The sequence below is a fragment of the Pseudomonas sp. Tof1 genome (assembly GCF_055390395.1).
On record NZ_AP024344.1, the window covers coordinates 6,781,383 to 6,807,225 of the forward strand.

General features: G+C 64.4%; 25 protein-coding genes and 1 pseudogene. 16 read left to right on the forward strand and 10 right to left on the reverse strand.

The annotated features are described in order from the left end of the window. Positions 1-3: 3 nt before the first annotated feature. Entirely contained in the window at positions 4-249 is a 246-nt protein-coding gene (locus ACZ5KU_RS30645; RefSeq protein WP_054056374.1) for a DUF1127 domain-containing protein, read from the reverse strand. Between the two features lie 181 nt (positions 250-430). Here ACZ5KU_RS30645 and ACZ5KU_RS30650 point away from each other — a divergent pair, with 181 nt between their 5' ends. After that, the gene (locus ACZ5KU_RS30650) at positions 431-1,864 is read left to right on the forward strand and encodes an aminotransferase-like domain-containing protein (protein ID WP_054056373.1); all 1,434 of its coding nucleotides are present in this window, start codon (positions 431-433) and stop codon (positions 1,862-1,864) included. Between the two features lie 64 nt (positions 1,865-1,928). After that, positions 1,929-3,482 (forward strand): phospholipase D family protein, encoded by a 1,554-nt coding sequence (locus ACZ5KU_RS30655; protein ID WP_193394215.1) that lies wholly within the window; start codon positions 1,929-1,931, stop codon positions 3,480-3,482. On the opposite strand, the gene ACZ5KU_RS30660 is transcribed toward ACZ5KU_RS30655, so the two are convergent. Together ACZ5KU_RS30660 and ACZ5KU_RS30665 are read right to left on the reverse strand one after the other, a co-directional pair. Next, the gene (locus ACZ5KU_RS30660) at positions 3,479-4,627 is read right to left on the reverse strand and encodes an MFS transporter (protein WP_054056371.1); all 1,149 of its coding nucleotides are present in this window, start codon (positions 4,625-4,627) and stop codon (positions 3,479-3,481) included. The two genes, ACZ5KU_RS30655 and ACZ5KU_RS30660, sit on opposite strands and share 4 nt — an antisense overlap. A gap of 264 nt (positions 4,628-4,891) precedes the next feature. After that, positions 4,892-6,385 (reverse strand): aldehyde dehydrogenase, encoded by a 1,494-nt coding sequence (locus tag ACZ5KU_RS30665; protein WP_054056370.1) that lies wholly within the window; start codon positions 6,383-6,385, stop codon positions 4,892-4,894. 238 nt (positions 6,386-6,623) lie between these two features. Between ACZ5KU_RS30665 and ACZ5KU_RS30670 the strand changes: the two genes are divergently transcribed. Beyond that, positions 6,624-6,986: a cupin domain-containing protein gene (locus ACZ5KU_RS30670; protein ID WP_054056369.1), complete on the forward strand. Its 363-nt coding sequence runs from the start codon at positions 6,624-6,626 to the stop codon at positions 6,984-6,986. On the opposite strand, the gene ACZ5KU_RS30675 is transcribed toward ACZ5KU_RS30670, so the two are convergent. Beyond that, entirely contained in the window at positions 6,987-8,258 is a 1,272-nt protein-coding gene (locus ACZ5KU_RS30675; RefSeq protein ID WP_464736657.1) for a hypothetical protein, read from the reverse strand. Here ACZ5KU_RS30675 and ACZ5KU_RS30680 point away from each other — a divergent pair. Next, on the forward strand, positions 8,253-8,537 hold the full coding sequence (locus ACZ5KU_RS30680) for a hypothetical protein (RefSeq protein WP_464736658.1): 285 nt from the start codon (positions 8,253-8,255) through the stop codon (positions 8,535-8,537). The two genes, ACZ5KU_RS30675 and ACZ5KU_RS30680, sit on opposite strands and share 6 nt — an antisense overlap. Here the strand turns inward: ACZ5KU_RS30680 and rpmG are convergent. After that, positions 8,530-8,685 carry a 50S ribosomal protein L33 gene (gene rpmG / locus ACZ5KU_RS30685; RefSeq protein ID WP_003177274.1) on the reverse strand — a complete coding sequence of 52 codons (156 nt, stop codon included), beginning with the start codon at positions 8,683-8,685 and terminating at the stop codon, positions 8,530-8,532. The genes ACZ5KU_RS30680 and rpmG overlap by 8 nt on opposite strands. Positions 8,686-8,696: 11 nt before the next feature. Further along, positions 8,697-8,930 carry a 50S ribosomal protein L28 gene (gene rpmB, locus ACZ5KU_RS30690; protein ID WP_026144812.1) on the reverse strand — a complete coding sequence of 78 codons (234 nt, stop codon included), beginning with the start codon at positions 8,928-8,930 and terminating at the stop codon, positions 8,697-8,699. A 452-nt stretch (positions 8,931-9,382) separates the two neighbouring features. Here rpmB and ACZ5KU_RS30695 point away from each other — a divergent pair, with 452 nt between their 5' ends. After that, positions 9,383-10,972, forward strand: a complete 1,590-nt coding sequence (locus ACZ5KU_RS30695; RefSeq protein ID WP_054056367.1) for an ABC transporter substrate-binding protein — start codon at positions 9,383-9,385, stop codon at positions 10,970-10,972. Positions 10,973-11,111: 139 nt separating this feature from the next. Here ACZ5KU_RS30695 and radC read toward each other — a convergent pair. After that, positions 11,112-11,785: pseudogene (gene radC / locus ACZ5KU_RS30700) on the reverse strand (RadC family protein). A 135-nt stretch (positions 11,786-11,920) separates the two neighbouring features. Here radC and coaBC point away from each other — a divergent pair. The 4 genes from coaBC (at position 11,921) to argB (ending at position 17,226) form a co-directional block, all read left to right on the forward strand. Next, on the forward strand, positions 11,921-13,129 hold the full coding sequence (coaBC, locus tag ACZ5KU_RS30705; protein ID WP_464736659.1) for a bifunctional phosphopantothenoylcysteine decarboxylase/phosphopantothenate--cysteine ligase CoaBC: 1,209 nt from the start codon (positions 11,921-11,923) through the stop codon (positions 13,127-13,129). Between the two features lie 5 nt (positions 13,130-13,134). Beyond that, complete coding sequence (gene dut, locus ACZ5KU_RS30710) at positions 13,135-13,590, forward strand: dUTP diphosphatase (RefSeq protein ID WP_054056364.1); 456 nt, start codon at positions 13,135-13,137, stop codon at positions 13,588-13,590. A 1,292-nt stretch (positions 13,591-14,882) separates the two neighbouring features. After that, positions 14,883-16,268 carry a phosphomannomutase/phosphoglucomutase gene (algC, locus tag ACZ5KU_RS30715; RefSeq protein ID WP_204375717.1) on the forward strand — a complete coding sequence of 462 codons (1,386 nt, stop codon included), beginning with the start codon at positions 14,883-14,885 and terminating at the stop codon, positions 16,266-16,268. Positions 16,269-16,320: 52 nt separating this feature from the next. Continuing rightward, entirely contained in the window at positions 16,321-17,226 is a 906-nt protein-coding gene (argB, locus tag ACZ5KU_RS30720; protein WP_017901683.1) for an acetylglutamate kinase, read from the forward strand. Between the two features lie 67 nt (positions 17,227-17,293). Here the strand turns inward: argB and ACZ5KU_RS30725 are convergent, their stop codons facing one another. Together ACZ5KU_RS30725 and pyrE are read right to left on the reverse strand one after the other, a co-directional pair. After that, a complete protein-coding gene (locus tag ACZ5KU_RS30725) occupies positions 17,294-17,875 on the reverse strand; it encodes a hypothetical protein (RefSeq protein WP_054056362.1) in 582 nt (193 codons plus the stop codon). Between the two features lie 6 nt (positions 17,876-17,881). Beyond that, positions 17,882-18,526, reverse strand: coding sequence for an orotate phosphoribosyltransferase (pyrE, locus tag ACZ5KU_RS30730; protein ID WP_054056361.1), 645 nt, complete (start codon positions 18,524-18,526; stop codon positions 17,882-17,884). An 81-nt stretch (positions 18,527-18,607) separates the two neighbouring features. On the opposite strand from pyrE, the gene ACZ5KU_RS30735 reads away from it, so the two are divergent. Beyond that, positions 18,608-19,387, forward strand: coding sequence for an exodeoxyribonuclease III (locus tag ACZ5KU_RS30735; RefSeq protein ID WP_017901686.1), 780 nt, complete (start codon positions 18,608-18,610; stop codon positions 19,385-19,387). A gap of 89 nt (positions 19,388-19,476) precedes the next feature. On the opposite strand, the gene rph is transcribed toward ACZ5KU_RS30735, so the two are convergent. Continuing rightward, complete coding sequence (gene rph / locus ACZ5KU_RS30740) at positions 19,477-20,199, reverse strand: ribonuclease PH (protein WP_054056360.1); 723 nt, start codon at positions 20,197-20,199, stop codon at positions 19,477-19,479. Positions 20,200-20,440: 241 nt separating this feature from the next. Between rph and ACZ5KU_RS30745 the strand changes: the two genes are divergently transcribed. The 6 genes from ACZ5KU_RS30745 (at position 20,441) to ACZ5KU_RS30770 (ending at position 25,759) form a co-directional block, all read left to right on the forward strand. Then, positions 20,441-21,304, forward strand: a complete 864-nt coding sequence (locus tag ACZ5KU_RS30745; RefSeq protein ID WP_464736660.1) for a YicC/YloC family endoribonuclease — start codon at positions 20,441-20,443, stop codon at positions 21,302-21,304. A gap of 12 nt (positions 21,305-21,316) precedes the next feature. Then, positions 21,317-21,937 carry a guanylate kinase gene (gene gmk / locus ACZ5KU_RS30750; protein WP_054056358.1) on the forward strand — a complete coding sequence of 207 codons (621 nt, stop codon included), beginning with the start codon at positions 21,317-21,319 and terminating at the stop codon, positions 21,935-21,937. A gap of 169 nt (positions 21,938-22,106) precedes the next feature. Further along, complete coding sequence (gene rpoZ / locus ACZ5KU_RS30755; RefSeq protein WP_026144814.1) at positions 22,107-22,370, forward strand: DNA-directed RNA polymerase subunit omega; 264 nt, start codon at positions 22,107-22,109, stop codon at positions 22,368-22,370. A 60-nt stretch (positions 22,371-22,430) separates the two neighbouring features. Continuing rightward, positions 22,431-24,536, forward strand: a complete 2,106-nt coding sequence (gene spoT, locus ACZ5KU_RS30760) for a bifunctional GTP diphosphokinase/guanosine-3',5'-bis pyrophosphate 3'-pyrophosphohydrolase (RefSeq protein WP_054056357.1) — start codon at positions 22,431-22,433, stop codon at positions 24,534-24,536. Positions 24,537-24,569: 33 nt separating this feature from the next. Further along, complete coding sequence (locus tag ACZ5KU_RS30765; RefSeq protein ID WP_054056356.1) at positions 24,570-24,950, forward strand: RidA family protein; 381 nt, start codon at positions 24,570-24,572, stop codon at positions 24,948-24,950. A gap of 74 nt (positions 24,951-25,024) precedes the next feature. After that, the gene (locus ACZ5KU_RS30770) at positions 25,025-25,759 is read left to right on the forward strand and encodes a hypothetical protein (RefSeq protein WP_054056355.1); all 735 of its coding nucleotides are present in this window, start codon (positions 25,025-25,027) and stop codon (positions 25,757-25,759) included. The last annotated feature ends 84 nt before the right edge of the window (positions 25,760-25,843 follow it).

Consider the following 25,843-nt stretch of genomic DNA (forward strand, 5'->3'; position numbering starts at 1 on the left):
CCACTAGTCACGCCAGAAAGGTTTCAGCCCTTCGGCCAGGGCCTCGCTGCGGGTCAGGCCGATATCACGCAACTCGTCGGCCGTGAGTTCGAGCAGCACCTTGCGGGTACGCAGGCGATGCCAGAACAGGCCCATCCGACTCAACTCGGGAGCGCGCGGGGCAACGCAGGAAACCGCCCCCGCCCGCTCCTGCCCGGTCATCAGTTCCTGGTCACGCAAAACCAGACGCACATCGCTCAAGCCGTTCATTGCCATTGCTCCTTCGTTACTCGGTTGCCCTGAGTCGCAAGGATGGCCTTTGGCGCAAAACCATTACAGATTCAAACAACCTGTATTATTTCCATACAGATTTGGCGAAATCGCGACTGAATCCTGTATTTTCTGGCAATCTGTACCGGTATCCCGTTCGCATCCTGATCGAGCAGCCGCCATGAGCCTCTACGTCAACCTCGCCGAATTGCTGGGAACCCGCATAGAACAAGGCTTCTACCGTCCGGGCGACCGCCTGCCGTCTGTACGGGCGTTGAGCGTGGAGCATGGTGTCAGCCTGAGTACAGTGCAGCAGGCCTATCGGCTGCTGGAAGACAACGGACTGGCCCTGCCCAAGCCCAAGTCCGGTTATTTCGTGCCGGCCAGCCGGGAATTGCCGGCGTTACCGGTCGCCGGTCGCCCGGCACAGCGGCCGGTGGAAATCTCCCAGTGGGACCAGGTGCTGGACCTGATCCGCGCGGTGCCACGCAAGGACACCGTACAGTTGGGCCGCGGCATCCCCGACATCGGCAGCCCGACCATGAAGCCGCTGCTGCGCAGCCTGGCGCAGATCAGCCGTCGCCAGGACCTGCCAGGGCTGGCCTACGACAACATTTACGGCAACCTCGGCCTGCGCGAGCAGATCGCCCGGCTGCTGCTCGATTCCGGCTGCCACCTAGGCGCCCAGGACCTGGTGGTCACCACCGGCTGCCACGAGGCGCTGTCGGCCAGTATCCGTGCCACCTGCAACCATGGCGACATCGTCGCGGTGGACTCGCCCAGCTTCCATGGCGCCATGCAGACCCTCAAGGGCCTGGGCATGAAAGCCCTGGAGATTCCCACCGACCCGCTCACCGGCATCAGCCTCGACGCCCTCGAACTGGCCCTGGAACAGTGGCCGATCAAGGCCATACAGTTGACCCCCAACTGCAACAACCCGCTGGGCTACATCATGCCGGAGTCGCGCAAGCGGGCACTGTTGCAGCTGGCGCAGCGCTTCGACGTGGCGATCATCGAGGACGATGTGTATGGCGAACTGTCCTACACCTACCCGCGACCGCGGACCATCAAGTCGTTCGACGACGATGGCCGGGTGCTGCTCTGCAGTTCGTTCTCCAAGACCCTGGCCCCGGGCCTGCGGGTCGGCTGGGTCGCGCCCGGCCGCTACCTGGAACGCGTGCTGCACATGAAGTACATCAGTACCGGCGCCAGCGCCCCGCAACCGCAACTGGCGGTCGCCGACTTCCTGCGCAACGGCCATTTCGAGCCGCATTTGCGGCGGATGCGCACGCAATACCAGCGCAATCGCGACCTGATGCTCGATTGGGTCAGCCGCTACTTCCCCGCCGGTACCCGTGCCAGCCGGCCCCAGGGCAGCTTCATGCTGTGGGTCGAGCTGCCGGAGGGCTTCGACACCCTGCGGCTCAATCGCGCCCTGGCCGACCAGGGGGTCCAGGTCGCGGTGGGCAGCATCTTCTCGGCCTCGGGCAAGTACCGCAATTGCCTGCGGATGAACTACGCTGCCAAGCCAACGGCGCAGATCGAGGAGGCGGTCCGCAAGGTTGGCGCGACAGCGATCCGCCTGTTGAACGAAGATTCGTGCAGCGACGATTGACCTTTATCCGCCGGCCAGCGTCCATATCCCGACACTGGCCAGACTCGACCTGGGGCGACCGCGCTTGAAATCCTGCTTCCTGTTGCTCGCCCTGCTGCTGGGCGGATGTGCCTCGTTGGACGCGCCCCGGGTTCCCAGCCAGGCACTGCCGGCCGCGGACTCGGCCTTCGGTCGCGACCTCCAGGCCCAGGCCGCGCCCTACCAGGGGCGCTCGGGCTTCCGTCTGCTGCCCAACGGCGGCGAGGCCTTCAGGGCCCGCGCCGAGCTGATCCGCAACGCCCGGAGCAGCCTCGATCTGCAGTACTACATCGTCCATGACGGCCTGAGCACCCGGCTGCTGGTGGACGAACTGCTCAAGGCCGCCGACCGCGGCGTACGGGTGCGTATCCTGCTGGACGACACCACCAGCGACGGCCTCGACGACCTCATCGCCACCCTGGCCGCCCACCCGCATATCCAGATTCGCCTGTTCAACCCGCTGGACCTGGGCCGCAGCACCCTGGCCACACGCACCCTCGGCCGGCTGTTCAACCTCAACCTGCAGCACCGGCGCATGCACAACAAGCTGTGGCTGGCCGACAACAGCGCGGCCATCGTCGGCGGGCGCAACCTGGGCGACGAGTACTTCGGCGCACAACAGGACCTGAACTTCACCGACATCGACATGCTCAGCATCGGGCCGGTGGCCGAGCAGCTGGGCCACAGCTTCGACCAGTACTGGAACAGCGCCCTGAGCAAACCCATCGGCGAGTTCCTCTCGCGCCAGCCCACCGCCAGCGACCTGGCCGACACCCGCGAGCGCCTGCAGCGTTCCCTGGCCGACTGGCGCCAGCGCAATGCCGCGCTGTACCAGCGCCTGGCCGACTACCAGTACCACCCCCGGCTGGACACCTGGCGCCGCGAACTGATCTGGGCCTGGAACCAGGCGCTGTGGGATGCGCCGAGCAAGGTGCTGGCCCGGGACGAACCCGACCCGCGCCTGCTGCTGACCACCCAGCTGTCACCCGTGCTGAGCAGCGTGCACAGCGAGCTGATGATGATTTCCGCCTACTTCGTCCCCGGCCAGCCGGGGCTGGTGTACCTGACGGGGCGGGCCGACGCCGGGGTTTCGGTGAGCCTGCTGACCAACTCACTGGAGGCCACCGACGTGCCGGCCGTGCACGGCGGCTACGCACCCTATCGCAAGGCGTTGCTGGAACACGGGGTGAAACTCTTCGAACTGCGACGCCAGCCCGGCGCCCCTGGCGGCAGCGGTCCGCGCCTGTTCCACAGCGGTTCGTCCAAGGGCTCGGACTCCAGCCTGCACAGCAAGGCGATGATCTTCGACCGGCAGAAAGCCTTTATCGGCTCGTTCAATTTCGACCCGCGCTCAGTGCTGTGGAACACCGAGGTCGGGGTGCTGGTGGACAGCCCGCAACTGGCCGAGCACGTGCGCACCCTGGCCCTGCAGGGCATGGCCCCGGCGCTGAGCTACGAGCCGCGCCTGGAGGCCGGGCAACTGGTGTGGGTCACCGAAGACAACGGCCAGATCCATGTCCTGCATCGCGAACCCGGCAGCTGGTGGCGCCGGATCAACGCCTGGCTGACCAACCGCGTCGGCCTGGAGCGCATGCTCTAGACCGACAGGGGCTCGACCCGACCGAACGCCCCCTGGCGCAACACCAGCATCACCAGGCCAAGCGCCCCCGCCGCCATGAACAGCGGCAAGGCATGCCCGCTGATCCACTGGCTGCCCGCCCCTGCCGCCAGCGGCCCGAGCAGGCAACCGATACCCCACAACTGGGCCACGTGGGCGTTGGCACGAACCAGCGCGTCATCACGATAACGTTCGCCGATCAGAATCAGCGACAGCGTGAACAAGCCTCCCGCGCTAGCCCCGAACAGCACCCACAACGGCCAGATCAGCAGGGTGTCGATCAGCAGGGGCACCGCCAGGCTCGACAGCATCAGCACCACCGCGCAACCGACGAACATCGCCCGTCGCGAAATACGGTCGGCCAAGGCCCCGATGGGCAACTGCAGCAGCGCATCGCCGACCACCACGGTGCTGACCATCGCCAGGGCGATGTCCGCCGTGAAACCCTGGCGCAGGCAGTAAACCGGCAGCAGCGTCAGGATCATCGCCTCGAAGGCAGCGAACAGCGAAATGGCCCAGGCGATCGCCGGCAGGCCGCGACAGAAACCCAGCAGGTCGGCCAGGGTCACGCGCCCGGACTCCGCGCTCGGCGCTCCGGTACGCCCCAGCAACAGGAACGGCGAGGTCACCAGCAGCGCCACGCCGACCCAGAAGCCATAGTCACGCTCGGTGCCCACCGCCGCCAGCAGCAGCGGCCCGGCCAGTTGGCTCAAGGCGTAGCTGCTGCCGTAGAGCGCTACCAGGCGTCCGCGCCATTGCTCGACCACCAGCTGGTTGATCCAGCTTTCGCCGAGAATGAACACGATGGTCAGAATCACCCCGATCATCAGGCGCAGCACCAGCCATACCGGATAGCTGGGCAACAGCGCCAGCAGCCCGATGGAAAAGGCCCCGGCCCACAGACACGAGGCCATCAGCCGGGCAGTGCCCAGCCGCGCCGCCAGCCGACTGGACAGGCTGGCACCGACCAGCACGCCGATGGCCGGCATCGCCGCCATGACGCCGATGGCGAACGCGCCATAACCCCAGCTTTCCAGGCGCAACGACACCAGCGGCATGCTCACCCCCAGCGCCAGGCCGACGCTGAGCACCGAGGCCAGGACGGCGAAATAAGTCGCCCAACGCATTTCCACGCTCCTGTGGACAAGTTTTTGTCAAAGACGACGCAGCCGGGCCTCCTCGCGCAAAGCCCGGCTGCATCATGGATGCACCACATCCTTGGATCGCTCCCACGCTCCGAGTGGGAAAGCAGCCCGCGACACGACGCGTCCCAAGAGCGGACGCCGAGTGTCCGGGGAGGCATTCCCACGCCGGGCGTGGGAAAGATCGGTAGGAGACAGATGGCAATCGCCAGCAGGCCGGCCCCTACAGGCCAAGGCGCCCTGAAGAGGTTACAGCTTGATCCAGGTCGCCTTCAGTTCGGTGTACTTGTCGAACGCATGCAGCGACTTGTCGCGGCCATTACCCGACTGCTTGAAGCCACCGAACGGCGCGGTCATGTCGCCGCCATCGTACTGGTTGACCCATACGCTGCCGGCCCGCAGGGCCTTGGCGGTCAGGTGCGCCTTGGAGATGTTCGCGGTCCAGACGGCAGCGGCCAGGCCATACGGCGTGTCGTTGGCGATCTGGATGGCCTGCTCGACGGTATCGAAGGTGAGCACCGACAGCACCGGGCCAAAGATCTCTTCCTGGGCGATCTTCATCGCGTTGGTCACGCCGTCGAAAATCGTCGGTTCGACGTAGGTCCCGCCGGTTTCCTGCAGGGTACGCTTGCCACCGACCACCAGCTTGGCGCCGTCGGCATGCCCGGCGTCGATGTAGGACAGCACGGTATTCATCTGCTGGGTGTCCACCAGCGCCCCGACGTTGGTCTGCGGGTCCAGCGGGTTGCCCGGCTTCCAGGCCTTGAGGGCCTCGACCACCAGCGGCAGGAACGTGTCCTTGATCGAACGCTCGACCAGCAGGCGCGAGCCGGCGGTGCACACCTCGCCCTGGTTGAAGGCGATCGCACTGGCCGCGGCCTCGGCGGCGGCCTGCAGGTCCGGGGCATCGGCAAAGACGATGTTCGGGCTCTTGCCACCGGCCTCGAGCCAGACGCGCTTCATGTTCGACTCGCCGGAGTAGACCAGCAGTTGCTTGGCGATTCTGGTCGAACCCGTGAACACCAGGGTGTCGACATCCATGTGCAGGGCCAGGGCCTTGCCGACGGTGTGACCGTAGCCGGGCAGCACGTTCAGCACACCGGCCGGGATACCGGCCTCGACGGCCAGGGCGGCGATGCGGATGGCGGTCAGCGGGGATTTTTCCGAAGGCTTGAGGATCACCGAGTTACCGGTGGCCAGGGCCGGGCCGAGCTTCCAGCAGGCCATCAGCAGCGGGAAGTTCCACGGCACGATGGCGCCCACCACGCCGACCGGCTCGCGAGTCACCAGGCCCAGCTGGTCATGGGGCGTCGCGGCGACTTCGTCGTAGAGCTTGTCGATGGCCTCGCCGCTCCAGCTCAGTGCCTGGGCGGCGCCGGGTACGTCGATGAACAGCGAGTCGGTGATCGGCTTGCCCATGTCGAGGGTTTCGAGCAGGGCCAGCTCTTCGGCATTGGTTTTCAGCAACGCGGCGAAACGGATCATGGTCGCCTTGCGCTTGGCCGGGGCCAGGCGCGACCAGATCCCGGAATCGAAGGTGGCACGGGCATTTTCCACCGCACGCTGGGCGTCGGCGCTGTCGCAACTGGCAACCTGGGCCAGCAGCCGGCCATCGACCGGGCTGATGCACTCGAAGGTTTCGTTCGAAACGGCGGCGGTGTATTGGCCATTGATGTAGGCGCGGCCTTCAATCTTCAGCTCACGGGCGCGTTGTTCCCAGTCGGCACGAGTCAGGGTGGTCATGCAAGTGTCCTCCTCTTATTGAAATAGAAGCGCCACGCGCTCGCGCGCAAGCACCGTCGAGAATCCTGTTCGATGGCCCATTTTTTCGGCCCACGACACCCACCACCCTAAACCAGCGGCCCCTGAACTTTCAATATATTTGACAGCAGCTGGGCAAACGCCGTTGCCATGTTCATTTTAATAAACATAGACTCCAGACATTCGAGTACCCGCCCTGTCACTGCCGAGGAAAAGCAGCATGAACATCCAGGACATCGTCGATTTCAGCGAAGCCACCACCGCCCCCGAACGCTTCCGCCCGGCGCCGGAGAAGGTGCTCAAGGGCGATCCGGAGCAGACGATCTTCAATCACTACGACAGCCCTTGCGGGCAGATGAATGCCGGCGTCTGGGAAGGCGCGGTCGGCCAGTGGACCGTGAACTACACCGAACACGAATACTGCGAAATCGTCCAGGGCGTGTCGGTGTTGCGCGACAACGATGGCAACGCCAAGACCTTGCGCGCTGGCGACCGCTTCGTGATCCCGGCCGGCTTCAAGGGTACCTGGGAGGTGCTGGAGCACTGCCGCAAGATCTATGTGGTGTTCGAACAGAAAGCCTGATCAGGCGGCCACGCACCAGCTACGCAACTCCCCGGCGGCGCGCTGCGGATAGGGGATGTCGAGGCTGAGGTCGGCGCGCTCGACACGCAGCCGGCCATCGGCGGTTTTCTCCAGCTCGGTCGGGGCCAGCGCGAGGATCCAGTAGAGATCCTCGCGACCGCAGGCGGATGTCAGCTGGGTGGCAACCGTGGCCGCGTGGAGATCGATTCGGCCGTCGCCCAGGACGAAGCCGGCCCGCACCCCGACTTCGATGCTCCCCGGCTGCATGGCCAGGTGGTAGGAATCGCCCACCTCGAAACTGTCCGGCAGGGCCCGGTTCGGCACCAGCAGGCGCCCGCCCGCCGGGTCGTGGAAACGCTGCACGAAAGGCTCCAGGGCTTGCGCCGCCTGGTGGTTGGCAGCGGCGACAGCCTTGCGGATGCGCCGCTCCATGCGTTCATCGGCGGGCGCGACAACCGGCGCCACCGGTTCCAGCAGGATCGCCAGCGGTGTTTCGCCCCGAGCCACACGGGGCAACCAGTCCACGCCCTGGCGTTCGAGCAGGTAGCCAGCGAGATCCCCCAGCACATAGCTCTCCAGGTCAGGAGCCAGGTAGTCCTCCTGTGCCTGGCGGGTCAATGCCTCCAGCATCGACTCCGACCATTCGGACGAGCCGGGGCGCACTCCCCGGGCCAGCAGGCCAGCAACCGTCTCCACGTGGCGCGCACTGCCCTCGGAGCGGTCGACCTGGCGAAGACGTACCGCCTCCTCGGCATGTTCGTCCAGCCAGCGGCGATACCAGTAGCTGGCCCGAGCCAGCCCCTCGGGCTGCCCCCGGGCCGCCGCCAGCAACTGGCGAATGATCCGATTGCGCAGCAGCCTTGGCTCGGCGCTGGCGGGATAGGCGATGCTGCGCTGCGCCCCCGGCAGGCGTAGCCAGGCGGCTTCGACATGGAAGTGAAAGGCCTCGTGGGTCGCCAGAGCGAACAGCTCGGGCAACGCCTTCGGGTCCTGCAGCCGTTGTCGCTCACGCTCCGGCACCGTCTCACCCAGGCCGACGAAGATCGCCGGGCGCCCTTCCCAGGCAATCCGCCGATAGCGCTGGTACTCATGGCTGACACCCAGCGCCCTGACCTTCGCCATTTCCACCTCCTGCCCTTCGCGCATCCCCATCACAAAGGCCCGCCGCCCATCGCTGACCACCAACCGGATGTCGGCGAATATCCGGGTAGCGTGGTTGAACCCGGCCAGCGCCGGCCAGGCCGTCCGCGTCGCCTGGATCAGCCGTTGCACATAGGCTTCGGTGGTGATTTCGACAGCGGCCAGGGGGCCGCCGAGACCGCGACACTGGCTGCCGCCAGGAACACCAGCAGCAACAATAAAAACATCCTTGCGATAACCATGAACGTCCTCCCTGACTGTGTTTTCTGGTTGCCCAGGCAGTCTAGGAAAGGCAAAACGGAAAAAACGCAGGAAATGGCGGAGCGCTGCGCAGGAAAAGGCCGGAAAAAAGGCGAAAAAAAACCCCGAACCAGTCGGGGTTTTTTTCGAAAAACAAAATCAATTACTTGATTTTGCCTTCCTTGTAGATCACGTGCTTGCGAACAACCGGATCATATTTCTTGATCTCGATCTTGTCCGGAGTAGTGCGCTTGTTCTTGTCAGTCGTGTAGAAATGACCAGTACCGGCGCTCGAGATCAGACGAATCAATTCACGCATGATTTAGCTCCTTATACCTTGCCATCACGGCGCAGTTCGGCCAGCACGGCGTCGATGCCGCGCTTGTCGATGATACGCATGCCCTTGGCGGAAACGCGCAGGCGCACGAAACGCTTCTCCGACTCGACCCAGAAGCGGTGATGCTGCAGGTTCGGCAGGAAACGACGACGGGTTTTGTTGTTTGCGTGGGAAATGTTATTCCCAGTCACCGGACCCTTACCGGTAACTTGACAGACTCTAGACATGCCTCAGCCCTCTAAAACCACATGCCCAACCCGGCATGGGTTGGCCGCTTAATCTCTCAGTCATTTGGCGCCAGGCGCCGCGTTTCTTTAAGGGTCTTACCGGCTACACCTACAAGCGAAGGAACCGGGCCCCTAGAAAAGAGCGCTGCTTTATACCAGAAAGACTACGGTGCAACAACATCAAGTGCGATTAAAACCGTGTCGAGTGCCCGAAAACCTGGGTACGAGACCCCAATGCCGGGGCTCGGGACGAAAAATGCCGCTCGTCGCACAAAATTCGCCACACACGGCAGGAGTCCGCAAATCTCTTACGGACAAGAGCGCCGGATTCTACAGCAACCCAGGCCGGCCGAGTAAAAATGGGATAGTCAATTGCCGTCCGGGGTACTAGGGTAGAGGTTTTTCCAGACTGCACTCGCAGATGGGACAACGACCTGCAAAGGAAACTGAACATGCGCTTCGCTGCCCTGCCGCTATTGCTCGTCCCGTTTTTCGGCCCGCTGGCCCATGCCGCGACCTCGTTGAGCGTCTGCACCGAGGCCAGCCCCGAAGGCTTCGACGTCGTGCAGTACAACTCGCTGACCACCACCAACGCCTCGGCGGACGTGCTGATGAACCGCCTGGTGGACTTCGATGCCGCCAGCGGCAAGCTGGTACCGAGCCTGGCCGACAGCTGGACCGTCTCCGATGACGGCCTGACTTACGATTTCAAGTTGCATCCGGGCGTGAAGTTCCATCACACCGACTACTTCAAGCCGACCCGCGACCTGAGCGCGGCCGACGTGCGCTTCAGCTTCGAGCGCATGCTCGACCCGGCCAACCCCTGGCACAAGATTGCCCAGAGCGGCTTCCCCCACGCCCAGTCACTGCAACTGCCGGCGCTGATCAAGCGTGTCGAGGCCACCGATCCGCTGACCGTGCGCTTCACCCTCGATCACCCGGACTCGACCTTCCTCGCCGCCCTGAGCATGGGCTTCGCCTCCATCTACTCGGCGGAGTACGCCGACAAGCTGATGGCGGCCAACACCCCGGAAAAACTCAACAGCCAGCCGATCGGCACCGGCCCGTTCGTGTTCGGCCGCTTCCAGAAGGACGCCTCGATCCGCTACAGCGCCAACCCGGACTACTTCGCCGGCAAGCCGGCGGTCGACACCCTGGTGTTCGCGATCACCCCGGACGCCAACGTACGCCTGCAGAAACTCAAGCGCAACGAATGCCAGATCGCCCTCTCGCCCAAGCCCCTGGATGTCGGCTCGGCGAGCAAGGACCCGGCACTCAAGGTGGAGAAGACCGCTGCCTTCATGACCGCGTTCGTCGCCATCAACAGCCAGCACCCGCCATTGGACAAGCCTGAGGTGCGCCAGGCGATCAACCTGGCCTTCGACAAGACCAGCTACCTCAAGGCCGTCTTCGAAGATACCGCCGAAGCCGCCAACGGCCCGTATCCGCCCAACACCTGGAGCTACGCCAGGGACCTGCCCGGCTACGCCCACGACCCGGAGAAGGCCAAGGCGCTGCTGGCCAAGGCCGGGCTGAAGAACGGCTTCCAGACCACCCTCTGGACCCGGCCATCCGGCAGCCTGCTCAACCCGAACCCGAGCCTCGGTGCGCAACTGCTGCAGGCCGACCTCGCCGAAGTGGGCATCCAGGCGGAAATCCGCGTGATCGAATGGGGCGAACTGATCCGTCGCGCCAAGGCTGGCGAACATGACCTGCTGTTCATGGGCTGGGCCGGCGACAACGGCGACCCGGACAACTTCCTGACCCCGCAATTCTCCTGCGCCGCCGTGAAGTCCGGGACCAACTTCGCCCGCTACTGCGACGCCAACCTGGACAAGCTGATCAGCGCCGGGAAAACCACCAGCGAGCAGGGCGTGCGCAGCAAGCTCTACCAGCAGGCCCAGGCCCAGATCCAGCAGCAGGCACTCTGGCTGCCGCTGGCCCATCCGACCGCCTTCGCCCTGGTGCGCAAGGACGTCCACGGCTACCAGGTAAGCCCGTTCGGGCGCCAGGACTTCGCCAAGGTCAGCGTCAAGCCCTGATCCGCCTAGTGGCCTGTACGGTTAATTCGAATACTCAAATTCGGGTCCAGCAGCGCAGTCTGGCGAGGCCCTGGACCCGGAGTCGAGTGTGCGAATTAGCCACACAGGCCACTAGCGGCCCCGGAAACGGGGCCGTGCGCTACATCATCCCATGCTCCATCATCGAGAACGGCTCGCCATCGCCGATCACGAAATGATCGAGCACCCGCACGTCCACCAGTTCCAGTGCATCGCGCAGGCGGCCGGTCAGCAGCCGATCGGAGTGACTGGGCTCGGCCACCCCGACGGGTGGTTGTGACAGAGGATCAAGGCCGCCGCATTGTGCGCCAGCGCCCGCTTGACCACCTGCCGTGGATACACGCTGGCATTGTCGATGGTGCCGCGAAACAGCGCCTCGAAGGCCAACACCCGGTGCTTGGCATCCAGGAACAGGCAGCCGAACACTTCGTGGGCCTCATGGCGCAACATCGCCTTCAGGTAATCGCGTACCGCCCGCGGACTCTCCAGTACCGACTCGCGCCGCAGACGCTCGGCCAGATGCCGGCGGGCCATTTCCAGCACCGCCTGCAACTGGGCGAACTTCGCCGGCCCCAGGCCCAGCTCCAGGCTGAATTCCCGCTGGCCTGCCTCCAACAGACTACGCAAACTACCGAATTGCCCTAACAGATGCCGCGCCAGATCCACCGCGCTCTTGCCGCACACACCGGTGCGCAGGAAGATCGCCAGCAACTCGGCATCGGACAGACTGGCCGCTCCCAACTCCAGCAATTTCTCCCGCGGCCGCTCCGCCGCCGGCCAATCACGAATACTCATCACACCTCCCTGTGCCCCTGGGGCCCGCTGTTCCATGACGGGCGCTGTGTTATCGTAGTCCATCTTTTTCACCCCCGAACCGGCCTGGGGAGGCGTCCTCGGGGAAGTAATCACTGGACACTAAAAGGCAGGCCTATGCAGCGGCTGTATCGGAAACGCATCGTTCTCGGCGTCGGCGGCGGCATTGCCGCCTACAAAAGCGCCGAGCTGGTTCGCCGACTTCTCGACCAGGGCGCCGAAGTACGCGTGGTCATGACCCGTGGCGGCAGCGAATTCATCACCCCGCTGACCATGCAGGCGCTGTCCGGGCACCCGGTGCACCTGGACCTGCTCGATCCGGCGGCCGAAGCCGCCATGGGCCACATCGAACTGGCGAAATGGGCCGACCTGGTGCTGATCGCACCGGCCACCGCCGACCTGATCGCCCGCCTGGCCCAGGGTATCGCCGATGACCTGCTGACCACCCTGGTGCTCGCCACCGATGCCACCGTCGCCATCGCACCGGCCATGAACCAGGCCATGTGGCGCGACCCGGCGACCCAGGCCAACACCCATCTGCTGCAAAGCCGCGGCTTCAAGGTCTTCGGTCCGGCCGCCGGCAGTCAAGCCTGTGGCGACGTCGGCCTGGGCCGCATGCTCGAGGCCACCGACCTGGCCCAGCGCGCCGCCGACTGCTTCCAGCACCTGGCCCTGACCGGCCGGCATGTGCTGATCACCGCCGGCCCGACCCAGGAAAACATCGACCCGGTTCGCTACATCACCAATCACAGCTCCGGAAAAATGGGCTTCGCCCTGGCCGAGGCCGCGGTCGAAGCCGGCGCCCGGGTGACATTGATCACCGGCCCGGTGCACCTGCCTACACCGGATCGGGTCAGCCGTATCGATGTGGTCAGTGCCCGCGACATGCTCGCCGCCTGCGAGGCCGCGATTCCCTGTGACCTGTTCATCGCCTCCGCCGCGGTAGCGGACTACCGCCCGGAAGTCGTTGCCCCGCAAAAACTCAAGAAAGACCCTACGACCGGCGACGGCCTGCTGCTGCAGATGGTGCGCAACCCGGACATCCTGGCAACCATCGCCGGCCGCCCCGACCGCCCCTTCAGTGTCGGCTTCGCCGCCGAGACCGAGCACCTGCTCGACTACGCCGCGCGCAAGCTCAAGGACAAGAACCTCGACCTGATCGTCGCCAATGACGTGGCCAACCCCAGCATCGGCTTCAACAGCGAGGAGAACGCCTGCAGCGTGATCGACCGCGACCTGCAGGCCACCGTTTTCACCCAGACCAGCAAGGGCAAGATCGCCCGCCAGCTGATCTCTTTCATCGCTTCACGACTGAACCAGGTTTAATCCCCATGCACGCTTTGCAAGCCAAGATCCTCGACCCGCGCATCGGCAGCGAATTCCCCCTGCCGCAGTACGCCACGCCCGGCTCCGCCGGCCTCGACCTGCGCGCCATGCTGCAGCAGGACACCGTACTGGAACCGGGCCAGACCTTGCTGATTCCCACCGGCCTGTCGGTCTACATCGGTGACCCGGGCCTGGCCGCACTGATCCTGCCGCGCTCGGGCCTGGGCCACAAGCACGGTATCGTCCTCGGCAACCTGGTGGGCCTGATCGATTCGGACTACCAGGGCGAACTGATGGTCTCCTGCTGGAACCGCGGCCAAAGCGCCTTCACCATCGCCGTCGGCGAACGCATCGCCCAACTGGTACTGGTACCGGTGGTCCAGGCGCACTTCGAACTGGTCCAGGAGTTCGACGAAACCCAGCGCGGTGCTGGCGGTTTCGGGCATTCGGGCAGCCATTGACCTACGCTGATCCTGGCCGGTGCCGAGAAACTGGCCAGGATGATTCGCGCGGCAGTTCAGGATGAGTTTCGCGGAGGCGGTATTTGAAAGGCTTCAAGCGCAGTGCAAAGGCCGGCAACGGACCCGGACATCATGACCAGCCGTCTTCGAACGAGGCCGCCCATCCACTGCTGCCAGGCCTGAAAATCGCGCTCGGCGGCGTGCTTCTGGCGGCCGCACTGCTCTGGTTCGGCGTACTGGCCCCCACCCATCAGTTCTTTCGCTCGCAAATGGCGCAATCGGCCGGTAGCACGGCTGCGTCCAGGCTGAGCCAGGTCACCAACGACCTGATCGCCGAGACCGACGCCGCCGCGCTCAACCCTGCCCTGCTCAAGGCCCTGCAAAACCCGGACGGCAATGCCGTGAAAGCGGCGGAAAACAGCCTGCGCTACCTGCCCGGCCTGGTGGATGCGCAACTGAACCTGCGCGACGCCGCCCAGCCTCTCACCGATCGTGCGGCACCGCTCAATTTCTCGGCACTGGACCTGATCCGGCGCGCCGAGCGTGGCGTCAAACCCCCACCGGAAGCCTACAAGGTCGGCCAGCGCTGGCTGGTCTACAGCGTCGCGGCGCTGCACGAGACAACGGACGCGCCAGTGGCCGGCACCCTGCTGCTGGTCTTCGACCTGCAACGGCTGCTGCAACCCCTGGGCTATTGGCAAGAGAACATCGGCTCGCTGCACCTGACCCAGAGCATTCTCGGCAGCCCGGAGCAGGTGCTCGATCAGCGCGGCATCGGCGCCTCGACCGAAAGCTACCCACTCGGCACCGGCAATGGCAACTGGACACTGAAGTTCGTCCCGGGAACGGCCTTCCAGTTCGGCTATCCGCTCCAGGTCTACGGCTTCCTGCTGCTGGCCATCGCGCTGGCGCTCGGCAGCGCCGCACTGGCGATCCGGCTGACCCACCGGCGCCTGCAACAGCGTCTCGACGACGATGCCCGACAGCTGGAACAACTGCTTCACGAACTCTCCAGCGGAAAAGCCGTCAAAGCCTTCAGTTTGAGCCTGCCGGCCCTGAATGGACTGGCGCAGGAACTGGCGCGCTTCTCCCAGCGCAACGCCCAGCCTGTCGCCACCACGGACCACACCGGCATTGACCCGGGCCAGACGACCAGCAGTGCCCCGGAGCCGATCCAGCCCGTCACCCACGGTGCCAACTGGACCGATCCGCTATTCCAAGGTGTCGACATCCTTGATATCGACATTCTCGACGAAAACCAGGACTTCCTGAGAACGGAGCACCCTCAACCCATGAACAGCACCGTACCGACCTTTCCAGACAGCATCTTCCGCGCCTACGACATCCGCGGCACCGTCCCGGAAACCCTGAACGGCGAGACCGCCTACTGGATCGGCCGCGCCATCGGCTCCCAGAGCCTGGCCCAGGGCGAACCGAATGTCTCGGTCGGCCGCGACGGCCGCCTGTCCGGCCCGGAACTGGTCCAGCAACTGATCCAGGGCCTGCATGACAGCGGCTGCCACGTCAGCGACGTCGGCCTGGTGCCGACCCCGGCCCTGTACTACGCGGCCAACGTGCTGGCGGGCAAGTCCGGGGTGATGCTGACCGGCAGCCACAACCCGTCGAACTACAACGGCTTCAAGATCATCATCGCCGGCGACACCCTGGCCAACGAACAGATCCAGGCCCTGCACACCCGCCTCAAGACCAACGACCTGAGCAGCGGCAAGGGCAGCATCGAGAAGGTCGAGATCCTCGACCGCTATTTCAGCCAGATCCGCGAGGACATCGTCCTGGCGAAAAAACTCAAGGTGGTGGTCGACTGCGGCAACGGCGCCGCCGGCGTGATCGCGCCCCGGTTGATTGAAGCGCTGGGCTGCGAGGTGATCCCGCTGTTCTGCGAAGTCGACGGCAACTTCCCGAACCACCACCCGGACCCGGGCAAGCCGGAAAACCTCGAGGACCTGATCGCCAAGGTCAAGGAAACCAACGCCGACGTGGGCCTGGCCTTCGATGGCGACGGCGACCGCGTGGGCGTGGTGACCAACACCGGCAGCATCGTGTTTCCCGACCGCCTGCTGATGCTGTTCGCCAAGGACGTGGTGTCACGCAACCCTGGCGCGGATATCATCTTCGACGTCAAATGCACCCGCCGCCTGACCCCGCTGATCCAGGAATATGGCGGTCGCCCGGTCATGTGGAAAACCGGTCATTCGTTGATCAAGAAGAAAATGAAGCAGAGCGGTGCCCTGCTCGCCGGCGAGATGAGCGGCCATATCTTCTTCAAGGAACGCTGGTTCGGTTTCGACGACGGCATCTACAGCGCGGCACGCCTGCTGGAGATCCTCAGCCAGGAGAAATCCAGCGCCGAGGAGCTGTTCGCGACCTTCCCGAACGATATTTCCACGCCGGAGATCAACATTAATGTGACCGACGAGGGCAAATTCAGCATCATTGAAGCCCTGCACGACGCACAATGGGGCGATGCCAACCTGACCACCATCGACGGGGTCCGGGTCGACTACCCCAAAGGCTGGGGCCTGGTTCGCGCGTCCAACACCACACCGGTGCTGGTACTGCGCTTCGAGGCCGATACCGAGGACGAGCTGCAGCGTATCAAGGACGTGTTCCACGCCCAGCTCAAACGTGTTGCACCCGATCTCCAATTACCGTTCTGACATCCGGGCGGTGTAGAACACCGCCTGACCACTTGTTTCACCGGAGCCCTGAATGACCCTCGAACGCGAAGCCGCTGCCAACACCGCCAAGGTTCTTTCCGAAGCATTGCCCTACATCCGCCGATACGTCGGCAAGACGCTGGTGATCAAGTACGGCGGCAACGCTATGGAAAGCGAAGAGCTCAAGACCGGCTTCGCCCGCGATATCGTGCTGATGAAGGCCGTGGGCATCAACCCGGTAGTCGTGCACGGCGGTGGCCCGCAGATCGGCGACCTGCTCAAGCGCCTGTCCATCGAAAGCCATTTCGTCGACGGCATGCGCGTCACCGATGCGCAGACCATGGACGTGGTGGAAATGGTCCTCGGCGGCCAGGTGAACAAGAGCATCGTCAACCTGATCAACCGCCACGGCGGCAGCGCCATCGGCCTGACCGGCAAGGACGCGGAACTGATCCGGGCGAAGAAACTCACCGTCACCCGCCAGACCCCGGAGATGACCGCACCGGAAATCATCGACTACGGCCAGGTGGGTGAAGTGGTCGGGATCAACACCGACCTGCTGAACCTGCTGGTCAAGGGCGATTTCATTCCGGTGATCGCGCCGATCGGCGTCGGCGCCAACGGTGAGTCCTACAACATCAACGCCGACCTGGTGGCCGGCAAGATCGCCGAGGCGCTGAAGGCCGAGAAGCTGATGCTGCTGACCAACATCGCCGGCCTGCTGGACAAGGAAGGCAAGGTCCTGACCGGCCTGAGCACCGACCAGGTCAACGCACTGATCGCCGACGGCACCATCTACGGTGGCATGCTGCCGAAGATCCAGTGTGCACTGGAAGCGGTCCAGGGCGGCGTGGGCAGCTCGCTGATCATCGACGGCCGGGTACCGAATGCGGTGCTGCTGGAGATCTTCACCGACACCGGCATGGGCACCCTGATCAGCAACCGCAAGCGTCACTGATCCGGACACCCCTGATGAAAAAGCCCCGCTCCGGGAAACCGGGCGGGGCTTTTTCATGACCGAGATCTCAGCGCAACAACTGCTCGACCCGCGCCCGATCCGCGGCGAAGTCCTGCTGAACCCGGACCCGCGCCGCCTGATACCTGGCGATATCGGCCTTCATCCGCACCTGCTCGTCGCGCAGGCCGCCGAGCTGCGCCAGCAACTCGGGAGCAACCTCCTTGCCGGCACGCTCCTGCTCCGCCGCCTGGCCCTGCAGGCCCGCCTGCTGGGCCAGCAGCGCCTGGAGGTTGTTCTGCACGTTGGCAATCAGCGCATCCAGCTCGGCCAGCCTGCGGGCCTGGGCCTTGTCGACGTCCTCGACACTGGAATAGCGCTGCAGCAACTGGGCATTGGCATCCGCCTGGGCCTTCTCGGCCTGCTTGCGCTGCTGCTGTTCGGGCGTGAGCGCCGGAGCCACGGTCTGCACCACCCGGCCCTGCTGGTTCAGCACCTGGTAGCCCTTGCCGACGTACTCCGGCGGCACACCCTGGCGGTCCAGCACGGTGACGCCCTTGTCATCAACATACCGATAGAACAGCACCTCGTCCGCCTGTACGGCGAACGGGGCGCCAAGCGCCAGGGCCAGAAACAGGCAGACCGGGCGCAAGGGGAATCAGATCCCGTACTGCGCGCGGTAGGCCTCCACCGCGGGCAGGTGCTGCTTGAGCTGCTCGTCACCGGCGAGGAATTCCAGCACCTGGTTCAGCGAGACGATGCTCACCACCGGGATACCGAAATCGCGCTCGACTTCCTGGATCGCCGACAACTCGCCGTTGCCACGCTCCTGGCGATTCAGTGCGATCAGCACGCCCGCGGCCTTCGCGCCGTCCTGGGACTCGATGATCTGCATCACCTCACGGATCGCGGTGCCGGCGGTGATCACGTCGTCGATGATCAGCACATTGCCGGTCAGTGGCGCGCCCACCAGGCTGCCGCCTTCGCCATGGGCCTTGGCTTCCTTGCGGTTGAAGCACCAGGGCAGGTCGCGCTGGTGATGCTCGGCCAGGGCCACGGCGGTCGCGGCCGCCAGCGGGATACCCTTGTAGGCCGGGCCGAACAGTACGTCGAAGGGAATGCCGCTGTCGACGATCGCCGCGGCATAGAAACGCCCCAGCTGGGCCAGCGCGGAACCTGAGTTGAACAGGCCGGCATTGAAGAAGTACGGGCTGGTACGCCCCGACTTCAGGGTGAACTCACCGAAGCGCAAAACCCCGCGATCGATGGCAAAACGGATGAAATCGCGCTGATACGCCTGCATGAAAAAACCCCAAATACCACGAATTTAGCTAATTAGGTAGACCTCGGGTATCATACACGCACGTGATTTTTGGGGCCATTTATGCGGATCATCAGTGTGAACGTCAATGGTATTCAGGCTGCAGTCGAGCGCGGTTTGCTCAGTTGGCTGCAAGCCCAGAATGCCGACGTCATCTGCCTGCAGGACACCCGCGCCTCCGCCTTTGAACTGGATGATCCAGCCTTCCAACTGGATGGCTACTTCCTTTATGCCTGCGATGCCGAAGTCCCCGCCCAGGGTGGCGTGGCTCTGTACTCGCGGTTGCAACCGAAGGCCGTCATCAGCGGTCTCGGTTTCGAGACGGCGGACCGCTACGGGCGCTACCTGCAAGCCGATTTCGACAAGGTCAGCATCGCGACCTTGCTGCTTCCATCAGGGCAGAACGGCGATGAAGACTTGAACCAGAAGTTCAAGCTCATGGACGACTTCGCCCGCTATCTGGACAAGCAGCGGCGCAAACGTCGTGAATACATCTATTGCGGCTCGCTGTACGTGGCGCAACAGAAGCTCGACATCAAGAACTGGCGCGACAGCCAGCAGTCTCCGGGCTTCCTGGCTCCGGAACGGGCCTGGATGGACGAAATTCTCGGCAACATGGGCTATGTCGACGCCCTGCGCGAAGTCAGCCGTGAAGGTGACCAGTACAGCTGGTGGCCGGATAACGAACAAGCCGAGATGCTCAACCTCGGCTGGCGTTTCGACTACCAGATCCTGACGCCGGGTCTGCGTCGCTCCGTGCGCAGCGCCCGCCTGCCACGCCAGCCGCGCTTCTCGCAGCACGCGCCGCTGATCGTGGACTACGACTGGACGCTGACCATCTGAGCCAGTGAGACAGGGTCCCGGCGGGAACCTGGACAGCGCCCACAAAAAAGCCGACATCCTGTCGGCTTTTTTGCATCTGCTCGTGCCGGTCAGTCAGCCAGGGCGGCGTTCTGCAATTCGAAAATCTCGCCCATGCCCTTCTTCGCCAGCTCCAGCATCGCATTCAGCTCTTCAGGCTGGAACGGCGCACCTTCGGCGGTGCCCTGCACTTCGATGAAACCGCCCGTGCTGGTCATCACCACGTTCAGGTCGGTTTCGGCAGCGGAGTCTTCCAGGTAGTCCAGGTCCAGCACCGGTTCGCCCTGGTACATGCCCACCGACACGGCGGCGATCATCTGCTTGAGCGGGTTACCGGCCTTGAGGCCACCGCGCTTCTTGATCACCTTCAGCGCGTCGGCCAGCGCCACCATGGAGCCGGTGATCGACGCCGTGCGGGTGCCGCCATCGGCCTGGATCACATCGCAGTCGACATACAGGGTGATGTCGCCGAGCTTGGACATGTCCAGCGCTGCGCGCAGCGAACGCCCGATCAGACGCTGGATCTCCAGGGTCCGGCCACCTTGCTTGCCACGGCTGGCTTCGCGCTGGGTGCGCTCACCGGTCGCCCGCGGCAACATGCCGTACTCGGCGGTCAGCCAGCCCTGGCCCTGCCCCTTGAGGAAGCGCGGCACCCCATTCTCGACACTGACCGTGCAGATCACTTTGGTGTCGCCGAACTCGACCAGTACAGATCCCTCGGCGTGTTTGGTGTAGTTGCGGGTGATGCGGATCGAGCGAAGCTGATCGGCGGCGCGACCACTTGGACGTTTCATCTGGGAATACCTGTACAGGGACGGAAATCTACCCGGCATTATAGAGGTCATGGCCGGCGCTGGGCACTTCTAAAAATCCAACAGCATACTTCCGGCTTCTACAACCCAACCACAGGGCAGGAGACCTTCGTCCTGCCCGCCACACTGCGCTACAATCCTGCGCCTTTGCTGCCAGTCGGCTTCAATCTACCCATCAGGCCCGCCCGACAACGTCGGCAGGCCCGAACAGCGAGGTACTTCCATGGTCCATAGCATGACCGCCTTCGCCCGTGTCGAAAGTGCCGGAACCCGGGGCACCCTGAGCTGGGAGCTGCGCTCGGTCAACAGCCGCTACCTGGAACCGCACCTGCGCCTGCCGGAATCGTTCCGCGACCTCGAGGGCGCCGTGCGCGAAGCCCTGCGCCAGGGCCTGTCCCGCGGCAAGCTGGAATGCACCCTACGCTACACCGAGGAAACCGGCGGCCAGCCGCTGCAGATCGACCGCGAGCGCGCCACGCAACTGATCGCCGCCGCCGAGACCGTCGCCAGCCTGATCAAGCAGCCGGCTGCCCTGAACCCGCTGGAAGTCCTGGCCTGGCCCGGCGTGCTGGTGGCCGACGCCAGCGACCCGCAGGCCCTGAACAACCAGGCCCTGACCCTGTTCGCCGATGGTTTGAAAGAACTCAGGAAAGGACGCGAGCGCGAAGGTGCGGAGCTGGCCCGCCTGATCAACGAGCGCCTGGCCGCGATCGAGGAAGATGTCGCCACCCTGCGCGAGCAGGTGCCGCAGATGCTCGCCAGCCAGCGCCAGAAGATTCTCGACCGCTTCGCCGACATGCAGGCCGAACTGGACCCGCTGCGCCTGGAACAGGAAATGGTCCTGCTGGCGCAGAAGAGCGACGTCGCCGAAGAGCTCGACCGCCTGAGCACCCACATCATCGAAGTACGCCGGGTGCTCAAGTCCGGCGGTGCCGCCGGAAGGCGCCTGGACTTCCTGATGCAGGAGCTCAACCGCGAAGCCAACACCCTGGGCTCCAAGGCCTTCGACCCGCGCAGCACCGCCGCCGCGGTCAACCTCAAGGTGTTGATCGAACAGATGCGCGAACAAGTACAGAATATCGAGTAAGGCTACCCCGACATGACCCAAAGCACTGGCACCCTCTACATCATTTCCGCACCGTCGGGCGCAGGCAAGACCAGCCTGGTCAAGGCCCTGATCGACGCCCAGCCGCAGATCCGCGTGTCGGTCTCGCACACCACCCGCGCCATGCGCCCGGGCGAGACCAACGGAGTGAACTACCACTTCGTCGACCGCGCCGAGTTCGTGCGCCTGACCGAACAGGGCGACTTCCTCGAACAGGCCGAAGTCTTCGGCAACCTCTACGGCACCTCCCAGAGCAGCCTGCAGCAGACCCTCGACGCCGGCCACGACCTGATCCTGGAGATCGACTGGCAAGGCGCCCAGCAGGTCCGCCGGCAGATGCCCCAGGCCCGCTCGATCTTCATCCTGCCGCCGAGCCAGCAGGCCCTGCGCCAGCGCCTGAACAACCGCGGCCAGGACAGCGACGAAATCATCGAAGGCCGGATGCGCGAAGCGGTCAGCGAAATGAGCCACTACGTCGAGTACGATTTCCTGATCATCAACGACGATTTCGCCCACGCCCTGGACGATCTCAAGGCGATCTTCCGCGCCAACCGGCTGCAACAGCAGCCGCAGCAACAGCAGCATGCCGCCCTGTTGAGCGAGTTGCTGGCCTGAAACAAAGACTTTCCAAAAGCGTCGCAAGGGCTTTACATTGCACCTTGTGGCGCAACGGAATCTCTGCTGAAAAAAACAGCGCTTCCCTAATCGCTGGTGATTTTTTAAACTGTTGAGTCCGCTCGCCCATCCGGGCAGCCCGCCTACCGCATTTGCTACGAGGAACACCATGGCCCGCGTAACCGTTGAAGACTGCCTAGAACACGTGGATAACCGTTTCGAGCTGGTCATGCTCTCCACCAAGCGTGCTCGTCAACTGGCGACCGGCGGCAAAGAGCCGAAAGTGGCATGGGAAAACGACAAGCCTACCGTCGTTGCCCTGCGTGAAATCGCCGAAGGCCTGGTGAACTACGAAATGATCGCCAACGAGGAGATCGTCGAAGACGAACCTCTGTTCGCGGCTTTCGAGGACGAGTCCAACGAGGCCGTCTAAGCCTATGCCTGGTCGACGTAGCACGGCGCAGGGTACAAGGCTTCGGCCGGGGGAAACCTCATGCCGAGCATAGACGCCCTCGCCGATCGCTTATCGACCTACCTCGGTGCCGACCAGGTCAACCTGGTCCGCCGGGCGTACTTCTACGCCGAACAAGCCCACGACGGCCAGCGCCGTCGCAGCGGCGAAGCCTACGTCACGCACCCGCTGGCGGTGGCGAGCATTCTTGCCGACATGCACATGGACCATCAGAGCCTGATGGCCGCGATGCTGCATGACGTGATCGAAGACACCGGGATCGCCAAGGAAGCGCTGCAGGCGCAGTTCGGCGAGACCGTGGCCGAACTGGTCGACGGGGTCAGCAAGCTGACCCAGATGAACTTCGAGACCAAGGCCGAAGCCCAGGCGGAAAACTTCCAGAAGATGGCCATGGCCATGGCCCGCGATATCCGCGTGATCCTGGTCAAGCTCGCCGACCGCCTGCACAACATGCGCACCCTGGAAGTGCTGTCCGGGGAAAAACGCCGGCGCATCGCCAAGGAAACCCTCGAGATCTACGCGCCCATCGCCAACCGCCTGGGCATGCACGCGGTGCGTATCGAGTTCGAGGACCTGGGTTTCAAGGCCATGCACCCGATGCGCTCGGCGCGCATCTACCAGGCGGTCAAGCGCGCCCGCGGCAACCGCAAGGAAATCGTCAACAAGATCGAGGAATCCTTGAGCCACTGCCTGGCGGTGGACGGTATCCAGGGCGAAGTCAGCGGCCGGCAGAAACACCTCTACGGCATCTACAAGAAGATGCGCGGCAAGCGCCGGGCCTTCAACGAGATCATGGACGTCTATGCGTTCCGGGTCATCGTCGACAAGGTCGACACCTGCTATCGCGTGCTCGGCGCCGTGCACAACCTGTACAAGCCGCTGCCCGGCCGTTTCAAGGACTACATCGCGATTCCCAAGGCCAACGGCTACCAGTCGCTGCATACCACGCTGTTCGGCATGCACGGCGTACCGATCGAGATCCAGATCCGCACCCGCGAAATGGAAGAGATGGCCAACAACGGCATCGCCGCCCACTGGCTGTACAAGTCCAGCGGCGACGAGCAGCCCAAGGGCACCCATGCCCGCGCCCGCCAGTGGGTCAAGGGCGTGCTGGAGATGCAGCAACGCGCGGGCAACTCCCTGGAATTCATCGAGAGCGTGAAGATCGACCTGTTCCCGGACGAGGTCTACGTGTTCACGCCCAAGGGCCGGATCATGGAGCTGCCCAAGGGCTCCACGGCGGTCGACTTCGCCTACGCGGTGCACACCGACGTGGGCAACAGCTGTATTGCCTGTCGGATCAATCGCCGTCTCGCCCCGCTGTCCGAACCGCTGCAAAGTGGCTCCACGGTCGAGATCGTCAGCGCCCCCGGCGCCCGGCCGAACCCGGCATGGCTCAACTTCGTGGTCACCGGCAAGGCCCGTACCCATATCCGCCACGCCCTGAAGCTGCAACGCCGCTCGGAATCCATCGCCCTCGGCGAGCGCCTGCTGAACAAGGTGCTCAACGGTTTCGACAGTGCCCTGGACAGGATTCCGGCCGAGCGCGTGCAATCGATCCTCCACGAGTACCGCCTGGAGTTGATCGAGGACCTGCTCGAGGACATCGGCCTGGGCAACCGCATGGCCTACGTGGTGGCCCGACGCATGCTGGGCGAGGGCGAACAGCTGCCGAGCCCCGAGGGCCCGCTGGCGATTCGCGGCACCGAAGGCCTGGTGCTCAGCTATGCCAAGTGCTGTACGCCGATTCCGGGCGACCCGATCGTCGGCCACCTGTCGGCGGGCAAGGGCATGGTCGTGCACCTGGAAAACTGTCGCAATATCAGCGAAATCCGCCACAACCCGGAAAAATGCATCCAGCTCTCCTGGGCCAAGGATGTCACCGGCGAATTCAACGTCGAGCTGCGTGTCGAACTGGAACACCAGCGCGGCCTGATCGCCCTGCTGGCCAGCAGCGTCAACGCGGCCGACGGCAATATCGAGAAGATCAGCATGGACGAACGCGATGGTCGCATCAGCGTGGTCCAGCTGGTGGTCAGCGTGCACGACCGCGTGCACCTGGCCCGGGTGATCAAGAAACTGCGCGCCCTGGCCGGAGTGATCCGCATCACCCGCATGCGTGCGTAGCCTCCCGCGGCCGGACATTACAAGGAGTCATTCATGACCAAGAGCGTTATCAGCACCGACAAGGCCCCTGCTGCCATCGGCACCTACTCCCAGGCGATCAAGGCCGGCAACACCGTGTACATGTCCGGCCAGATTCCCCTGGACCCCAGGACCATGGAACTGGTGGAAGGCTTCGAGGCCCAGACCGTGCAGGTGTTCGAGAACCTCAAGGCCGTGGCCGAAGCCGCCGGCGGCTCGTTCCGGGACATCGTCAAGCTGAACATCTTTCTCACCGACCTGAGCCACTTCGCCAAGGTCAACGAGATCATGGGCAGGTACTTCGAACAGCCGTACCCGGCGCGAGCCGCCATCGGCGTTGCCTCGCTGCCACGCGGCGCGCAAGTCGAGATGGACGCCGTCCTGGTCATCGAATAAGCCCCCCGGAACCACACCGCACTGCCTGGCGCGACCCCCGACAGCGCGCCAGCCTCGCCTGCAAGGATTTCACCATGCGCAAAGCGCTAGCCCTCCCGCTGTTCGCCCTCCTGCTTGGCGGTTGCGCCAGCGATCCCGCCAAATATGACGTCAGCGGCACCTGGATCAACCAGGCCGCCATCGACGCGGCCGTGAAAAAGGGCAGCCTGCGCGAAGCCCTGGCCACTTATGGGCCGAACCTGGAGTGGAGTGTCGACACCCGCACCGGCCAGGCCAAATACAGCAACGGTTTCGAGCGCCCTGAAGGGCAAGTGCGTGCCGATGGCAAGCAGTGGCATGTCGACTTCTATGGCAGCGCCGGCACCTCGCTGGCCCGCGACGGCAAGGAGCTGATCCAGGGCGCCAGCGATTACGAGCCCGAGCAGCCGTTCGTCCGCGCCCCGACCGAACTGCCGGCCAACGCCCCGGTCGGTGCCAGCTTCGAGCAGGCGCTGTATTCGGCGTTCATGGGCGGCGACTGGAAAATCGTCAGTGGCCCGGGTGAAGGCAGCGAGGTGAAATTCCTCCCGGACGGACGCCTCGAAGGCCTGCCGGGCGCCGATCGTTACGCCTTGTGCCTGGCGGGCGACTGCGCCTCGATGAGCGGCGACAACGACAGCATCTGGCTGCAGCAGGGCGACCGCGGCAATGCCTGGATCTTCGTCCGCAAGGGCAAGCAACTGGAGATCTTCCAGGCGCTGAACTCGGCGGCCGCCGACGAGAAGCCACAGCTCTATCCCGGCAATCGCCAGTGGCTGCTGGAAAAGTGACAACACCGTTCCTGTAGGAGCCCGACTTGCCGGCGAAGACGCACTCAAGGCCTGGCAAGCCAGGCTCCTGTGGGAGCGGGCTTG

Excerpts from the sequence above, each read along its gene's own strand:
- ACZ5KU_RS30645 (WP_054056374.1), bottom strand. The coding sequence starts at position 249 with ATGAACGGCTTGAGCGATGTGCGTCTGGTTTTGCGTGACCAGGAACTG.
- ACZ5KU_RS30650 (WP_054056373.1), top strand. The coding sequence starts at position 431 with ATGAGCCTCTACGTCAACCTCGCCGAATTGCTGGGAACCCGCATAGAA.
- ACZ5KU_RS30660 (WP_054056371.1), bottom strand. The coding sequence starts at position 4,627 with ATGCGTTGGGCGACTTATTTCGCCGTCCTGGCCTCGGTGCTCAGCGTC.
- ACZ5KU_RS30665 (WP_054056370.1), bottom strand. The coding sequence starts at position 6,385 with ATGACCACCCTGACTCGTGCCGACTGGGAACAACGCGCCCGTGAGCTG.
- ACZ5KU_RS30670 (WP_054056369.1), top strand. The coding sequence starts at position 6,624 with ATGAACATCCAGGACATCGTCGATTTCAGCGAAGCCACCACCGCCCCC.
- rpmG (WP_003177274.1), bottom strand. The coding sequence starts at position 8,685 with ATGCGTGAATTGATTCGTCTGATCTCGAGCGCCGGTACTGGTCATTTC.
- rpmB (WP_026144812.1), bottom strand. The coding sequence starts at position 8,930 with ATGTCTAGAGTCTGTCAAGTTACCGGTAAGGGTCCGGTGACTGGGAAT.
- ACZ5KU_RS30695 (WP_054056367.1), top strand. The coding sequence starts at position 9,383 with ATGCGCTTCGCTGCCCTGCCGCTATTGCTCGTCCCGTTTTTCGGCCCG.
- coaBC (WP_464736659.1), top strand. The coding sequence starts at position 11,921 with ATGCAGCGGCTGTATCGGAAACGCATCGTTCTCGGCGTCGGCGGCGGC.
- dut (WP_054056364.1), top strand. The coding sequence starts at position 13,135 with ATGCACGCTTTGCAAGCCAAGATCCTCGACCCGCGCATCGGCAGCGAA.
- algC (WP_204375717.1), top strand. The coding sequence starts at position 14,883 with ATGAACAGCACCGTACCGACCTTTCCAGACAGCATCTTCCGCGCCTAC.
- argB (WP_017901683.1), top strand. The coding sequence starts at position 16,321 with ATGACCCTCGAACGCGAAGCCGCTGCCAACACCGCCAAGGTTCTTTCC.
- pyrE (WP_054056361.1), bottom strand. The coding sequence starts at position 18,526 with ATGCAGGCGTATCAGCGCGATTTCATCCGTTTTGCCATCGATCGCGGG.
- ACZ5KU_RS30735 (WP_017901686.1), top strand. The coding sequence starts at position 18,608 with ATGCGGATCATCAGTGTGAACGTCAATGGTATTCAGGCTGCAGTCGAG.
- rph (WP_054056360.1), bottom strand. The coding sequence starts at position 20,199 with ATGAAACGTCCAAGTGGTCGCGCCGCCGATCAGCTTCGCTCGATCCGC.
- ACZ5KU_RS30745 (WP_464736660.1), top strand. The coding sequence starts at position 20,441 with ATGGTCCATAGCATGACCGCCTTCGCCCGTGTCGAAAGTGCCGGAACC.
- gmk (WP_054056358.1), top strand. The coding sequence starts at position 21,317 with ATGACCCAAAGCACTGGCACCCTCTACATCATTTCCGCACCGTCGGGC.
- rpoZ (WP_026144814.1), top strand. The coding sequence starts at position 22,107 with ATGGCCCGCGTAACCGTTGAAGACTGCCTAGAACACGTGGATAACCGT.
- spoT (WP_054056357.1), top strand. The coding sequence starts at position 22,431 with ATGCCGAGCATAGACGCCCTCGCCGATCGCTTATCGACCTACCTCGGT.
- ACZ5KU_RS30765 (WP_054056356.1), top strand. The coding sequence starts at position 24,570 with ATGACCAAGAGCGTTATCAGCACCGACAAGGCCCCTGCTGCCATCGGC.
- ACZ5KU_RS30770 (WP_054056355.1), top strand. The coding sequence starts at position 25,025 with ATGCGCAAAGCGCTAGCCCTCCCGCTGTTCGCCCTCCTGCTTGGCGGT.